The organism is Streptomyces sp. NBC_01334 (genome assembly GCF_035983595.1).
Taxonomy (GTDB): Bacteria; Actinomycetota; Actinomycetes; order Streptomycetales; family Streptomycetaceae; genus Streptomyces; species Streptomyces coriariae.
The window spans coordinates 295612-309930 of the sequence record NZ_CP130718.1 but is presented as its reverse complement, the minus strand read 5'-3'; the positions used below and the strand labels follow the sequence as shown (position 1 = coordinate 309930).

General features: G+C 71.1%; 9 protein-coding genes. 6 read left to right on the top strand and 3 right to left on the bottom strand.

Annotation, left to right across the window (positions count from 1 at the left end):
• Positions 1 to 163: 163 nt before the first annotated feature.
• The 3 genes from OG736_RS01420 (at position 164) to OG736_RS01410 (ending at position 2764) form a co-directional block, all read left to right on the top strand.
• The gene (locus OG736_RS01420) at positions 164 to 862 is read left to right on the top strand and encodes a VanZ family protein (RefSeq protein ID WP_327180716.1); all 699 of its coding nucleotides are present in this window, start codon (positions 164 to 166) and stop codon (positions 860 to 862) included.
• A gap of 71 nt (positions 863 to 933) precedes the next feature.
• A complete protein-coding gene (locus tag OG736_RS01415) occupies positions 934 to 1668 on the top strand; it encodes a response regulator transcription factor (RefSeq protein ID WP_327180715.1) in 735 nt (244 codons plus the stop codon).
• Positions 1661 to 2764 (top strand): sensor histidine kinase, encoded by a 1104-nt coding sequence (locus OG736_RS01410; protein WP_327180714.1) that lies wholly within the window; start codon positions 1661 to 1663, stop codon positions 2762 to 2764. The genes OG736_RS01415 and OG736_RS01410 overlap by 8 nt, the downstream gene beginning before the upstream one ends.
• 141 nt (positions 2765 to 2905) lie before the next feature.
• On the opposite strand, the gene OG736_RS01405 is transcribed toward OG736_RS01410, so the two are convergent.
• Complete coding sequence (locus OG736_RS01405; protein ID WP_327180713.1) at positions 2906 to 5203, bottom strand: ATP-binding protein; 2298 nt, start codon at positions 5201 to 5203, stop codon at positions 2906 to 2908.
• Between the two features lie 197 nt (positions 5204 to 5400).
• On the opposite strand from OG736_RS01405, the gene OG736_RS01400 reads away from it, so the two are divergent.
• Together OG736_RS01400 and OG736_RS01395 are read left to right on the top strand one after the other, a co-directional pair.
• Entirely contained in the window at positions 5401 to 6300 is a 900-nt protein-coding gene (locus OG736_RS01400) for a PIG-L deacetylase family protein (RefSeq protein ID WP_327180712.1), read from the top strand.
• Positions 6301 to 6380: 80 nt separating this feature from the next.
• Positions 6381 to 7058, top strand: coding sequence for a DUF4232 domain-containing protein (locus tag OG736_RS01395; protein ID WP_327180711.1), 678 nt, complete (start codon positions 6381 to 6383; stop codon positions 7056 to 7058).
• Positions 7059 to 7277: 219 nt separating this feature from the next.
• On the opposite strand, the gene OG736_RS01390 is transcribed toward OG736_RS01395, so the two are convergent.
• A complete protein-coding gene (locus OG736_RS01390; RefSeq protein ID WP_327180710.1) occupies positions 7278 to 11018 on the bottom strand; it encodes a family 78 glycoside hydrolase catalytic domain in 3741 nt (1246 codons plus the stop codon).
• 1130 nt (positions 11019 to 12148) lie between these two features.
• Here OG736_RS01390 and OG736_RS01385 point away from each other — a divergent pair.
• A complete protein-coding gene (locus tag OG736_RS01385) occupies positions 12149 to 13354 on the top strand; it encodes an FAD-dependent oxidoreductase (RefSeq protein WP_327180709.1) in 1206 nt (401 codons plus the stop codon).
• A 112-nt stretch (positions 13355 to 13466) separates the two neighbouring features.
• Here OG736_RS01385 and OG736_RS01380 read toward each other — a convergent pair whose 3' ends face one another.
• Positions 13467 to 14213, bottom strand: a complete 747-nt coding sequence (locus OG736_RS01380; RefSeq protein ID WP_327180708.1) for an SDR family NAD(P)-dependent oxidoreductase — start codon at positions 14211 to 14213, stop codon at positions 13467 to 13469.
• Positions 14214 to 14319 lie beyond the last annotated feature (106 nt).

The window sequence follows — 14319 nt, the reverse complement described above, 5'->3', positions numbered from 1 at the left end:
CCCGGGCGCGCTCACCAGTGGCGGGACCGTCTCACTGCCGACTCGCGCCCGTCCCTTGATGCCGGGGGTTCCGCTGTCGTGCGGCTGCCGGTGATTCCGCGTATCGCGGGCGTATCGAAAACCGCATACGCCACCGCAACGGCCCTCGCTCTCCAATGGGGGCGTGAATCACAACGCATCCCTGTCGGCACCGTCCCGCCGTACGCGCACGATCGTGCTGCTCTGCCTGGCGATCCTCGCCACGGCGAGCGCCGCGTTCGTCGTACGGCGGCCGCTCATGATGTCCGCTCCGATGTGCATGGCCGGGCGGTGGCACGGCTGCTTCGACACCTTCAACGGCGTGGTGCTCATGACGTTGGTCGCGCTGCCGTTGGCCGTGCTGGTGGTGTGGGCTCTGGCCCTCCGTCGGCGTGCAGCAGGCGTCACGTCGGCGTGGCGGATGTCGCTGGCCGAGGTGGGCATGGTCCACGGCACGGTGCCGTTCCTGTGGCTGACCATGATGCCCGGCGGCGAGGCCGACACCGCCCCTGCCCGGGTGAGCCTGGTACCGCTGCGGGACCTGGTCACGATGGGGCCCCTCGGGATCGTCGGCAACCTGCTGGTCTTCGCGTCGCTGGGGTTCTTCGCCCCGATGCGGTTCGCGGCGTTGGCCTCCCTGCCGCGGATCCTGGCCCTCGGGGCGGGCTGCTCGGCCCTGGTCGAAACCGCACAGTACGTCCTGCGGCTGGACCGGGTGTCCTCCGTGGACGACGTACTGGTCAACGCCGTCGGCGCCGTGCTGGCCGCGCTGGCGTCGCGCCGCTGGTGGCGCACCACGGCGGAAGCGCCGTCGGACCGGCCTCGCCCCGCGCCGGCAGGCTGAGGGGCGGCGTGCCAGGTGTACACCCGTGTCCGCATACGTCGGCGATATGCGGTGCTGCTTAGGCTTCGGACATGCGCGTACTGATCGTGGAGGACGAGCCCTACCTGGCCGAAGCCGTCCGTGACGGTCTGCGGCTGGAGGCGATCGCCGCCGACATCGCCGGCGACGGCGACTCCGCCCTGGAACTGCTCAGCGTCAACTCCTACGACCTCGCGGTCCTCGACCGCGACATCCCCGGCCCCTCCGGCGACGAGGTCGCCCGGCGCATCGTCGCCTCCGGCAGCGGCATCCCGATCCTCATGCTCACCGCCGCCGACCGGATCGACGACAAGGCCTCCGGCTTCGGGCTGGGCGCCGACGACTACCTCACCAAACCGTTCGAGCTGCGGGAGCTCGTCCTGCGGCTGAGGGCGCTCGACCGCAGACGCGCGCATGCCCGGCCCCCGGTCCGCGAGCTCGCGGGCCTGCGGCTCGACCCCTTCCGCCGGGAGGTCTTCCGCGACGGACGCTACGTCGCGCTCACCCGTAAGCAGTTCGCCGTCCTCGAAGTCCTCGTCGCCGCCGAGGGCGGGGTCGTCAGCGCCGAAGAGCTGCTGGAACGGGCCTGGGACGAGCACGCCGACCCCCTCACCAACGCCGTGCGCATCACCGTCTCCGCACTGCGCAAACGGCTCGGCGAACCCTGGATCATCGCCACGGTGCCCGGCGTCGGCTACCGGATCGACGTCGGTACGAACACCGTCGCCCCCGGCGAGGACAGCGCACCCGGCAGAATCGCCACCGGCCCCGGCGGCACCGATGCATAGACGCCCAGGGCACAGCGCCAGGCTGAAGCTGACCCTCAGCTATGCCGGATTCCTCTTCGTCGCCGGCACTCTCCTGCTGGCCGTCATGTGGGTATTCGTGCTGCGCTGGCTACCGGCCGACGACCCCAGATCCCTCCAGGACAAGTTCGGTGCCGTGATCATCGTCGGGCCCAACCGCTCCGACCTCCTGCGCGGCTTCGCCCCCGCCGCGGCCACGGCGCTGGCCTTCCTCCTCGTGTTCGGCCTGTTGGGGGGATGGATCCTCGCCGGCCGGATGCTCGCACCGCTCACACAGATCACCGACGCGGCACGGATGGCCGGGAAGGGGTCGCTGTCCCACCGGATCCGCATGAAGGGCAGCCAGGACGAGTTCCGTGAGCTCTCCGACGCGTTCGACTCGATGCTCGACCAACTCGAGTCCCACGTCGCCGAGCAGCAGAGGCTCGCCGCGAACGCCTCCCACGAACTGCGCACCCCGCTGGCGATCTCGCGGACACTCCTCGACGTCGCCCGCAAGGACCCCACGCGGGACCGGGACGAACTCATCGAACGCCTGCACGCCGTCAATACGCGGGCGATCGACCTCACCGAGGCCCTCCTGCTGCTCAGCCGCGGCGACCGCGGCAACTTCACCCGCGAGAGCGTCGACCTCTCCCTCCTCGCCGAAGGGGCCGCCGAAACGCTGCTTCCCCTCGCCGAACAGCGCCGGATCATCCTCGACGTCACCGGCGTGGCGGCCCGGACCAGCGGCTCCGCGGAGCTCCTGCTGCGGATGGTGACGAACCTCGTCCAGAACGCCGTCGTCCACAACCTCCCCGCCGACGGCACCGTGACGGTCCACACCGAGGCGCACGGCGACACGAGCGTGCTGCGGGTGGAGAACACGGGCCGTCGGCTCCCACCGGAACTGGTACCGACCCTCACCGAACCCTTCCGGCGCGGAACGGAACGCGTACGTACCGACGAGCACGCCGGCGTCGGCCTCGGCCTGGCCATCGTGCACAGCATCGTCCGCGCCCACGACGGGACCCTCGACCTCGTCCCCGTCCCCACCGGAGGTCTCCTCGTCACGGTCAGGCTCCCCGGCACGCCGTAGGCGATCGTCCCCGAGCGGAGCCCGGCACCCACGCCCCGCTCGGCGCGGGGCGGACCGCGCTGCACCGCCCCAGCGCCGCACTGCCGTTGATGTACAGCAGTTCCCCCGTCAGGTACGCGGCCTCGGGCGAAGCCACGTGTGTCAGGAGCCCGTGGTCAGTTCGTCGAGGGCCAAGGCGGAGGCGGCGTCGCCCTGCAGCGGGCTCCTCAGCGCGGCGAGGGCGTCCCGGGCGGCGAGCAGCGTCCGACGGGCCTCCGGATGACGCAGGGCGCTGAGGGCGCGGCCCAGGTCGAGGCGGGCCGGCTCGGCCCAGGCGGGCATCTGCGCGGTCTCGAAGTGTGCGAGGGCGAGGCGGAGCGGAGGTTCGGCCTCGGGCCAACGACCCATGGCCGCCAGGTCGTTGCCGATCTGCTGGTGGGCGACGGCGTGGTACATCGCGATCAGCCCGTCGGGCATGCCCGGGATCCCGCTGCCGCAGATGTCCGCGCAGCGGCGGTGGATGTCCAGGGCCTCGCCCGTCCGGCCGGCCTGGCGCAGGTGGGCGCCGAGAGTGTTCAGGACGGTGAGCTCGGCCAGCCGGGCCTGCGGGGAGGACTGCGCGCCGAGGCAGCGGGCGGCCTCGCGCAGGCGCGCGTGCGCTTCGTCCGCCCGGCCCATCCGATGCAGGGCCCCGGCGCCATAGCCGAGCGCCCAGCCCACCTGGAGTTCGTCCTGGCTGTCACGGGCCGCGACGAGCGCGGCGTCGGCGGTCGTCAGGGCGGCGTGCGGGTCGTGGAGACAGAGGTTGTAGGCCCAGGCCAGGTAGTTGAGGTGGACGGCCTCCTGCCGTGTGTCGCCCAGGGCGCGGGCCGCGTCGGCGGAGCGCCGGAACACCTCCGCCCACAGTTCCCAGTGCTGGTTGAGGTCCGAGAACCAGTGCATCGCCTCCGCCGTGTCCAGGACCTGCCGGTGGTGCCCGGCGTCGTGGGCACGGCGCAGTGCGGCGAGCCATTCGTGGCGTTCGTTCTCCAGCCAGGCCCGGGCCTCTTCCCGGTCGAGGGGCGCTCCGGCGGGATCGGGGTCGCCGTGCGGGGCGTCCTGGTGGTGTTCGACGTCGAAGCGGAGGGCGGCGGCGGTGGCCCGGCGCAGCATCCACCGGGCCGCCCGGTCCAGGGCCGCGTCTCGCTGCTGCGGATCGTCCTCGGCTTCCGTCTGCTCGGCGGCGTACAGCTTGAGCAGGTCGTGGAACCGGTAGCGCTCGGCGGCGGGGTCGCTCTGCAGCAGCCCGGCGTCGGTCAACTCCTCGGCACAGGCCGCCGCGTCGGCGTACGGCAGGTCGGCCAGGAGGGCCACTGTCTCGGGGCTGAAGTCGGGACCGGCGGCGAGCGAGGCGCGTCGCAGGAACGTCCGTGCCGCCGGGTCCAGTTGTCGGTACGACAGGGCGAAGGCGGCGCGGATCCGCAGGTTCCCGGCCTGGAGACCGTCCAGTCGACGGCCTTCGGCGGCGAGCCGGGCGACGAGCTTGTCGAGGCGCTCGTGCGGTCTGCTGTGGAGCCGCTGGCCGGCGATCCGGACGGCCAGGGGCAGGTGTCCGCACAGGTCGGCCAGGTCACGGGCGGCCTGGGTCTCCGCCTGGATCCGTTCCGGGCCGATGACGCGGGTCAGGAGCTGGACCGCTTCCTCGCGCCGCAGGAGGGCCAGATCGGTGCGATGGACCGACTCCAGGCCTGCCAGGGAGCTCCTGCTGGTGACGATCGTCAGCGACGGGCCGTCGCCGGGCAGCAGGGGGCGGATCTGGGACTCGTCGGCAGCGTTGTCCAGCAGCAGAAGGACGCGCCGGTCGCCGACCATGGACCGCCACAGCCCGGACCGGTCGTCCGTGTCGGCCGGGATCGCGGCGGGTGAGACTCCCAGCGCCCGCAGCAACCGGGCGAGTGCGTCGCGCGGTGTGGTCGGCTCGGGATCCATGCCGTGCAGGTCGAGGGCGTACTGCCCGTCCGGGAAGCGCGGTGCGAGTCGGTGCGCGGCGCGCACCGCGAACGCGGTCTTGCCCAGGCCCGGCTGGCCCGTGACCACGGTCACCACCGCACGGGCGGGGTCGGCGTGTTCCGCCAGTTCCTCGAGACGCGCGAGGGCCGGCCCGCGGGCCGTGAAGTCGTGGAGGTCGCGCGGCAACGCCAGGGCGGTGTGCGCGGCCGGCGCGGGGGCTTTCCGAGGACGGCCCAGGGCGGCGGCCTGTTCCAGTCGCCCGGCGGCGGCATCGTCCAGTCCCAGCGCTTCGGCCAGTGCCCGCACGGTGCGGCGCTGCGGTCCACGGGTCCGCCCGCGTTCCATGTCCGCCAACGCGCGCACGCTCACGCCGCCGGCATGGGCCAGTGCCTCCTGGCTGAGTCCGGCGTGCGTGCGCAGCGCGCGCAGCTGCTGCCCGAAGTCCCCCGTGGCGGGTGCGCCACTCCACACAGTCGATGTCCCCGATCACCGGACCCGTCCGGATGCGAGCCCCGGCAGAAGTATGGCCGACGGCAGTTCTGCCGGTGAAACCGCCTGGGCCGCATGTCGTGGGAGTGATCGACTGGGTGCGGGCGAGGGGCTGACCTCCTCTCGTCCGTGAGGTCCGCTGTCGTGCGGACCACCGACCGTCAAACGGGGAACCTCTGATGAACAGCATCGATGGGCCGACCTTCGCCGTATCCAGGCGGAGCGTTCTGGCAGCGGGGGCGTTGACCGCCGCGGCCGTCGTCCACCAGTCCGTGCGGGCTCCCGCGGCCTCTGCCGCCACCAAGCCGGCCATCTTCTACTCGCCGCACCAGGACGACGACGCGATCGGCCTGGCCGGGTCGATCCTGGAGCACAAGGCGGCGGGGCGGCCCGTCTATCTGGTGCTGGTCAGTGACGGCAGGAATCCTGATCTGGCCCGCCTCATGAACACCGACCCGTGCCCGCTGACCACATGGGCCGACCCGCATCCGTGCGCCGCCGGGGGCAGCCACCACCTCTCCTGGCCCACCGACGGCACCGACAAGATCGTCGCCGCCCGGACCGCCGAGTTCATGGCCTCCGCGAAGGCGCTCGGCGTGGACAAGGTCATCAACTTCAAGATCGCGGACGACGGCTTCTCCAGCACCGCGGCCTACGACCGGCTCGTGGACCGGATCACGGCGAAGGTGGAAGCCCTCGCGGAGCGGTATCCCGGCGCGTCTCACAAGTTCTCCGCCGGCTGGCTGGAGCACACCGAGACGCACAAGGCGTGCAGCGACGTGGCCTACCGGCTGATGAACGACGGCACGATCTCGGACGTGCGTTTCCACCACGTCTACGCCTACGCGCGTCCGCGTGCCCGGCGCGCGGACGGCGCGGCGTACGTGCTGAACATCCCCGGCTCCCACATGAAGACCAAGCGCAACGCGATGTACGCCTACAACACCTGGGACCCCGGCCGGAACCTGTACGCACTCGGTTACCACAGCGTCCCCGAGTTGCTGGAGGCCGCGCACGACGACCCCCGCGAGTTCGTTCACACCCTCCCGTCCGACTACCGCCCGGGCAAGGGCAACTGACGACCGCGCGACCACCGCGCCCCGACATCGGCCGACGGCAGTTCGCCGCGGCCCCGCACCACTCACAGGAAACCATTCTCATGAACTCACTGCGTCACCGCTCCACCCTGTTCGCCACCGCGGGCGCGACCGTCCTCGCGCTCGCCCTCACCGGTTGTCAGAACGGCACGGACGGCGGCTCCGCCGGGCAGACGGCCGCCTCCGCGACGGCCGACGCGGCCCAGGGACAGGCGACCGGCACCACGGCCCCGGCAGACTCGGCCGAATCGAACGGTTCCGCCGCCGGGGGATCCACGGGCACCGCCGGAGGAGGCGACTCCGACACGGCCTCCGCCACGACCCCGGTCTGCGCCGCCGGGGACGTCGGCATCACCGCCGCCACCCAGGACGGCCCGCCCTACACCCACCTCGTCCTGACGGCGAAGAACACCTCCGGCCACTCCTGCCGGCTGACGGGCTTTCCGCACATCCAGTTCCTGGAGAGCCACAAGCAGGACGTCCCGGCCGTGGCCAAGAGCAGGCCGGGCACACCGGTCGTCCTTCAGGCGGGCGAACCGGCCTACGCGCTGGTGAAGCTGTCGGACGGCGGCACCGACGAGGACAACGAGCCCGTCTCGGCGTTCTCCGTCGTGCTCGACGGCGACTCGACCGTCATCGCCGTCACCGCGCCCGGCAGCGGTGGTGTCGCCGTCGACCCCGCCAAGGCCCTTACCGGCTACTGGACACCCGAACTCCGCAACGGCGCGGACGACTTCTGACGGTTCCGCGCCCTTACGGGGGCCGGACCCCGCCGGGCGCCACGCCAGGCGGTCGGGACAGAGCCGCACGCGTCTGCTTACGGCGGGTGGCGGGTGGCGGGCGGCGGGACCGGGGGCCGGATGCGATGTGCCGACGCACCTCAGACAGCGTCCGGGTCCCGTTCCACGCCGGATGTGCGGGGACGGTGCTGCTCCTCCGTCCCCGCATGCCGACGGCGGTCAGGCAGCCGCGGTGAAGGTGTAGTGCCCGGCCGGCAGGTGGTAGCTCGCCGGGCCTGTCGGGACGGCCTGGGCCGGGGCGGCGACCGATTCCGGCCGTGGGGTGGGCACCGTGACGGTGGCGAACGTGTTGACGGGGACGGTGACGTGAAGTGTCAGCCGGCTGCCGGAGACCGACCAGCTGCTCGACGCGCTGCCGTAGGGAGTGGCGTACGTGCTGACGGCGGAGGTCAGTCCGCCGCCCGGCCGCGGCGCGATGCGCAGCGAGGCGTAGCCGGGGCCGGCGGGGGCGAGTCCGCCGACCTGGCGATAGAGGAAGTCGCCGACCGAGCCGAGACCGTAGTGGTTGAAGGAATTCATGCCCGGGTCGTTGAACGAGCCGTCGGTGCGGATGCCGTCCCAGCGTTCCCAGATCGTGGTGGCGCCCTGGTCGATCATGTAGCCCCAGCCGGGGAAGTCGCGTTGCAGCAGGATCCGGTAGGCGGTCTCGACATGGCCGTGGTCGGCCAGTACGGGCAGCAGGTTCTCCACGCCGAGGAAGCCGACGCTGAGGTGTCCGTCCGTCGCCGCGACCTTGGCGGCGAGCTTGTCCGCGGCCGGCCGGGCCAGGGAGGAGGGCAGCAACTCGAAGGCCAGCGCCAGCACATAACCGGTCTGGGTGTTGCCACGGACGGTGCCGTCGTCCGTGACGAATCGGGTGCGGAAGGCCGCTGCCACCTGGTCGGCGAGTTGTCCGTAGGCGGTGGCCTCCGCGCTGCGGCCGGTGGCGGCCGCCATACGGGACACCAGACGTGCCGACCAGGCGAAGTAGGCCGTGCAGATGAGGTCCTGAGCCGTGTTGTCGTTGACGTTCAGCCAGTCGCCGAAGGTCTGCTGATTGCGTATCAGGTCGCTGCCGGAGGTCTCGCGCAGATAGTCGACCCACTTGGCCATGGCCGTGAAGTGCTGGTCGACGACGGTGAGGTCGCCGAAGCGCTGCCACAGCGTGTAGGGAATGATCGTTCCCGCGTCACCCCATCCGGCAGTGCCGGAACCGGCGATGACCGCGGGCGCGACGTCGGTGAAGGCGCCGTTGGCCTGCTGGGCGTCCGTCAGGTCGTCGACGAATTTGGTCAGGAGGGCGTGCGTGTCGAGATTGAACGCGGAGGTCGCGCAGAAGGCGGCGATGTCGCCTGTCCAGCCGAGGCGTTCGTCCCGCTGGGGGCAGTCGGTCGGGATCGAGAGCATGTTGCCGCGCTCGCCCCACACGATGTTGTGCTGCAGCTTGTTGACCAGCGCGTCGGAGGTGCTGAACGTGCCCGGCTGCCCGGCGTCGGTCCATACCGCGCGGCCGATGACGGTGGTGTCGCCGGGCCGGAAACCGGAAGGAAGTCCGCTGAGTTCGACGTAGCGGTAGCCGTGGACGGTGAACCGGGGCTCGTACGTCTCGACGCTGCCGGTGCCGGCGAGGGTGAAACAGTCGGTGGCCTGGGCGGCGCGCAGGTTCGTGGTGTAGAGCGTGCCGTCGGGGTTGAGGACCTCTCCGTGCCGGACGGTGACCGTGGTGCCGGCGTCGCCGCGCACGGCGATGCGGTTCCAGCCGGTGAAGTTCTGCCCCATGTCGAAGATCCACACCCCTGGCTGCGGTTGGGTGGTCGACACGGAGCGGAACTCGTGCTGGACGGTGACACCGTTGTCGACCTGGGCCACCAGTGGGGGAGTGGGCCCGTCGTGGACGGCGACGGTCGCCCAGTCGCCGTCGTCGAAGCCGGCCGAGTCCCAGCCTTCGGTGTGCAGACGCGCGTCGTAGGTTTCGCCGTGGTACAGATCGTCCGCCGTGATGGCGCCGGTGCCGGTCTTCCAGCTGCCGTCCGTCGTCACCAGCTGCCTGGATCCGTCGGTGAAGGCAATGAGCAGCTGCGCCGCGTAGAACGGCTGGGTGCCGTAGCGCTGGTTGCCGGCGAAGCCCAGACTGCCGGAGAACCAGCCGTTGCCGAGCCATGCGCCGAGCACGTTCGCTCCCCGCCGGACGTGCGCGGTGACGTCGAACACCTTGTACTGCACGCGCCTGGTGTAGTCGGTCCACCCGGGGGCCAGCACGTCTTCGCCGATCTTCGCACCGTTGAGCCGGGTCTCGTGCAGACCGAGTGCGGTGGTCAGCAGCCGTGCCGAGGCGACTCGCCCGCGCACGGTGAAGCTCTTGCGCAGGAGCGGGGCCGGTCCGACGACCCGGACGCCGGATCCCCATGGGCCGCCACCGTACGAGGCGACCGCGCGTGCCGCGGGCCAGTCCCCGTCGTCGTATCCGGGGTCTTCCCAGCCCGAGGGCGCGTCCTGGTGGGCCTTCCACGATCCGTCCGTCACCACGGTCGGGCCGTCGGGCAGCACGAGTTTGGCGATGACCGCGGCCGGTGACTGGCTCGTGTTCCGGCTCGCGACCGCGATGGTGTTGTCGCCGCTCCGAAGGTGCGCGGTGACATCGACCAGTGCGGCGCTCTTCCACGAGTCGGTCACTCGTCTCGAGGTGCTCACCGGAGCCCCGTTGACCCAGACGTCCGCGGTGTCGTCCCCGGTCACGATCAGGCTCGCGACGGCAGGTACGCCGGTCAAGCCGAAGGTGCGCCGGAAGAAGCGGGTGGCGGCGGGTACCCCGGCCGCGGGATCGCCCTCCGGGTACCAGATCCAGGTGGCCCCCGACAGATCAGGACCCGGCGGCCGCCCGATGAACGAGGCGGTCCACTCGTCCGCAGCCGCGAGCAGCCCGGTCTCGAACCACCGCGGCTTGCTCCACGAGGTCGCCCGGCCCTGGACGTCCCAGACGCGCATCCGCCAGAAGTAGCGGGTCAGGCTCTTCAGGGGCTTGCCTGCGTAGACGATGTCGATCTGCCGGTCGGACGGGACCCGGCCGCTGTCCCACAGGTCGCCGGAGCCCCGGGCCGTGGAGGAGACCTGGATCCGGTAGCCGCCCTGGCGCTGCTGCTGCTCCGTCGAGTCGAGGACCCAGCCGAAGCGCGGGTGTGCCGCGTCCACGCCCAGCGGGCTGGCGCGACGCTCCACGGTGCAGGCGTCCACGCTCAGCGGTGACGGCGCGGCGAGATCGGGGGCTGCGACCTGGGCGTACCAGGGTGCCGTTCCGTAGGCGCCGAGATCGCGGGCGGCCGGCCAGCCTTCGACACCGGAGCCGGGCTGTTCCCATCCCGAGGACACGGCCTTGCCCGCGACCCAGCGGCCGTCGGTGACGACATCGGTCGTGCCGCCAGTGGTCACGACGCGCAGCCGTGCGATGACCCCGGCCGAGCCACCCTGGTTCCGGCTTGCCAGCGCCAGGGTGTTGCTCCCCGGGGTCACGGCCGACCGCAGATCCACGTACAGCGCGTTGCGCCAGGACCGGGCGACTCTGGGCGAGCCGGCCAGAGGCTTCCCGTTGAGCCACACATCGACGGTGTCGTCGCCGGTGACGACGAGCTGTGCGTCGGTCACCTCGCCCGCCGCGACGGTGAATGCGGTACGGAAGTAGCGGTGTCCGGTGGGGGCGTCGGTGCCGGGACTCCCTTCCGGGTACCAGATCCAATGGGCCCCGGACAGCTCGACGGGCTCGGCGCGCGGTGTGCCGGTGGCCGCCTGTGCGCGGCCGGCGGCTCCCGTCGCGAGGGCACCCGCGGCCAGCGCCGATGCCGTGCCGAGGAAGTGGCGTCGGCTGAACGGGGGTTGTTCGGGGTGCGGGGCCGAGTCGGGGGCGGGGGGAGTGGTCTGGCTTGCCAACGGAGTACTCCTTCACGCGGGTCAGGCGAAGCAGGACGGCCGGGCTGAGCGGTGGGCTCGGACGGCGGCTCCCGGTCCGGGCGCAGCCTGTGGCGGGTGGACGACGACCGGTTCGACGGCAGCACACAGCGAGCGTCGGCAGTGAGCTGAATCGTTTCAAACTGCCAAGGCGATGGAAAACTATGAGAGTTGACGAGTGACGTCAATAGATCCGCCGCGTCGTTCGCTTGCGTTCGCACCCCCACTGGGTGGCGGCGCGTCGTGACTTCGGTGGGACGTGAGCGCACGGCAGGGGCCTGAAAGGCCGGTTTGGGGGGCCTGCTGGGACCGTGGTGTGAGCGGCGCGGACTGGCGGCAGGCTGCCGCCCCGCGTGAAGGGGGACCTTCAGGAGGAACTTCCTGGCTGTGCCTTCGCCGAGCCCGACGATCACGGACTCGGCCGCTCTGGCGGCGGATCGACCACCAAGCCGCGCACCTGGCCGTCGAGTGGCAGCAGAGGCTCCGCTCCTCGCTCGTCGCCGTCGGGCAGCGTGCCGGCTCGCCGCAGTTGTCCGAACCGGCGCCGGAGGCCGGCGGCGCACCACGTCCGGTGTCCTGGCCGACCGCGTATCAGGCCCGGACGGGGTCCGTGCCGACAGGGCGTACGGCTCCCGCCGGAACCGGGCCCGCCCATGCGGACGCGGCATCCGGTGCCATCCTCCCTGAGGAGAGGTTCCGGATCCGCGACCGCAAGAAGTTCGGCTCACACGGTGCGAGCGCGCCGAAGTCCGACAAGGGTGACCATGCACGACGCCATGCGGTCGATTGGAATGCGAGCACGTATTCTCTCGGTGGGCAAGTCATGTTTGGCCGACCAGGTGTCCCGCAATACGTCAAGGCTTTGTGGAGTAATTGGACGAAGCTTTCTTCAATGGTGCGGAAAAGTGAACTCCCGCACATTGTGCGGTTGATCCGTCCCTGGTGGCCGACCGTCGGTGTACGCTTTCACGGCACACGAAATTGCTTTCCGGTTGGTAGTCCGGACCGCAGGCCACCGGTTTCCCGTTCTGCGTCAACGTCCTCCCCTTTGGGGGAGTCCTGGTGTGCTCCGAGTAAGAGAAGAACTCTGCACTGGGAGTACCGTGTCTAAAATGCGCATTGTCATCGCCGGCGGCGGGCTCGCCGGGCTGACGCTGGCCCACTACCTGAACCGGCACGGCCTGGACGTGGCCGTCTACGAACGCGACGCCGATATCGCGGCACGCGAGGCCGGGTACCGGATCCACATCAACTCCACCGGCACCTCCGCGCTGCACGCGGCGCTGGAGCCTCGCCTGTGGGAGCTGTTCCTGGCGACCTGCGGCATGCCGAGCGAGGACATGCTCCTCTTCGACGAGCAGCTCAACCTCCGCCCCGGCCGGGACAGGTCGGCCACCGAGGGCACCGGCGTGCCCGCCGACATCCCCGAGCACCTGGTGGTGTGCCGCTCGACTCTGCGCCGCATCCTCTACCTCGGCCTGGAGAAGGCCGTGCACTTCGGTGCCAGGGTCACCGGCTACCGCACCCACCTCGACTCGTCGATCACTGTCCTGCTGGAAGGCGGTGCCACGGTCGAGGCCGACGTGCTCATCGCCGCGGACGGCATCAACTCGGCGGTCCGCGCACAGCGCCTGCCTCAGGTCCAGGTCGCCGATCTCGGCTCCCGTCACATCGCCGCGAAGATCCATCTCAACGACGAGGCGAAGGCCAAGCTGCCCGCAGAGCTGTTCAATGCCTTCTCGCTGGCCTACGACGCCGACTTCACCGGGTTGACCCTCGGCCCGCTGGAGCGCACCGACCCCGCATCACTGCTGATCGCCGAGCAGGACCCGGGCTTCCGGCGCGAGGCCACCGCCGATTACGCGCTGAGCATCTTCAACTCCCTGCCCGGCCTGATGCTCCCCGACGACGAACTGTTCACCGCCGACCCCGACGAGCTCAAGGCACACGCCCTGCAGCGCGTCGCCGGCTGGCACCCGGCCCTGGTCGACACCGTCCGGCTGTGGGACACCGCCACCGTGCAAGCCCTCAAGTGCCGCAGCTGCGTACCCGTCGACGCCTGGGAACCGTCCAACATCACCGTCATGGGTGACGCGGTCCATGCCATGAGTCCCGCGCTGGGCATCGGAGCCAACACCGCACTGCGCGACGCACACACCCTGGGTGATCAGCTGCTCGCCGTCGCCGCCGACGGCAAGCCGCTCCTCGACGGCGTCGCCGGATACGAGAAGGCCATGCGCGACTACGCCTACCACGCCCTGCGTATGTCCGCGTTCGTCGGCCAGAAGGTGATCGGGCACCTGCCCCTGCCCGAGTAGCGACCGCATCGCTCGGGCCGGTGCCGAAGGGCACCGCCCGAGTTCACGGTCCCCTCACGCCAGACCGGCCCACCTTCATGACACGCCTTGGTGGTACGACGGCCGAGGCGCTTCACCGCCCCAGTGCCGCACCCCCGTTGATGTGCAGCAGTTGCCCCGTCACGTACGCGGCTTCGGGCGATGCCAGGTAGTGGACGGCGGCGGCGATCTCCGACGGCAGGCCGGCGCGACCGGTCAGGGACTGGGCGACCCGGGAGGCGACGAAGTCCGGTGTGGCGCGGTCTCCGAAGAACTCGGTGTCGGCGACGAATCCGGGGGCGACCGCGTTCGCGGTGATGCCTTCGGGGCCGAGCCGCTGGGCGAGGTCGTACGTGTAGCTGTTGATCCAGCCCTTCGAGCCGCCGTAGGAGCCTGCGCCCCGCAAGGAGGCGACCGAGGACAGCTGGATGATGCGGCCCCCGGGTCGGCGCATGTGGGGGAGCAGAGCCTCGGTGAGGAGAACGGCGGTCAGCACGTTGGCCTCGAAGTTGCGGCGGTAGCTGTCGGCGATCGCGGCGAGCGAGCCGTCGTGCGAAGGAGCGACGTTGCCGCCGGCGTTGGCGACCAGAACCCCGAGAGGCGTCTCGTCCTCGGTGATGAACTCGACCGCCCCACTTACCTGTTCGGGGTCCGAGAGATCGACCGCGTACCAGTCGGCCGTCGACTCGCCGTGGGTGTCGTTCAACTCCTCGGCGGCCTTGCGCAGCACGTCCGCGCGCCGGCCGAGCAGGACGACACGGTCCCCGTCGGCGGCGAACTTCCGCGCGGTCGCCAGTCCGATGCCGGTACCGCCTCCTGACACCACAACACGGCGCTGCATCAGGGCCGTCCTTCCCGCTGCGCAATCGTCTTTGGATGTGAATCACGGTCACGTGCGTGTACAGCACGCGCGACGCTACGGAGTGCATGACGACTCGTCAAGTGGT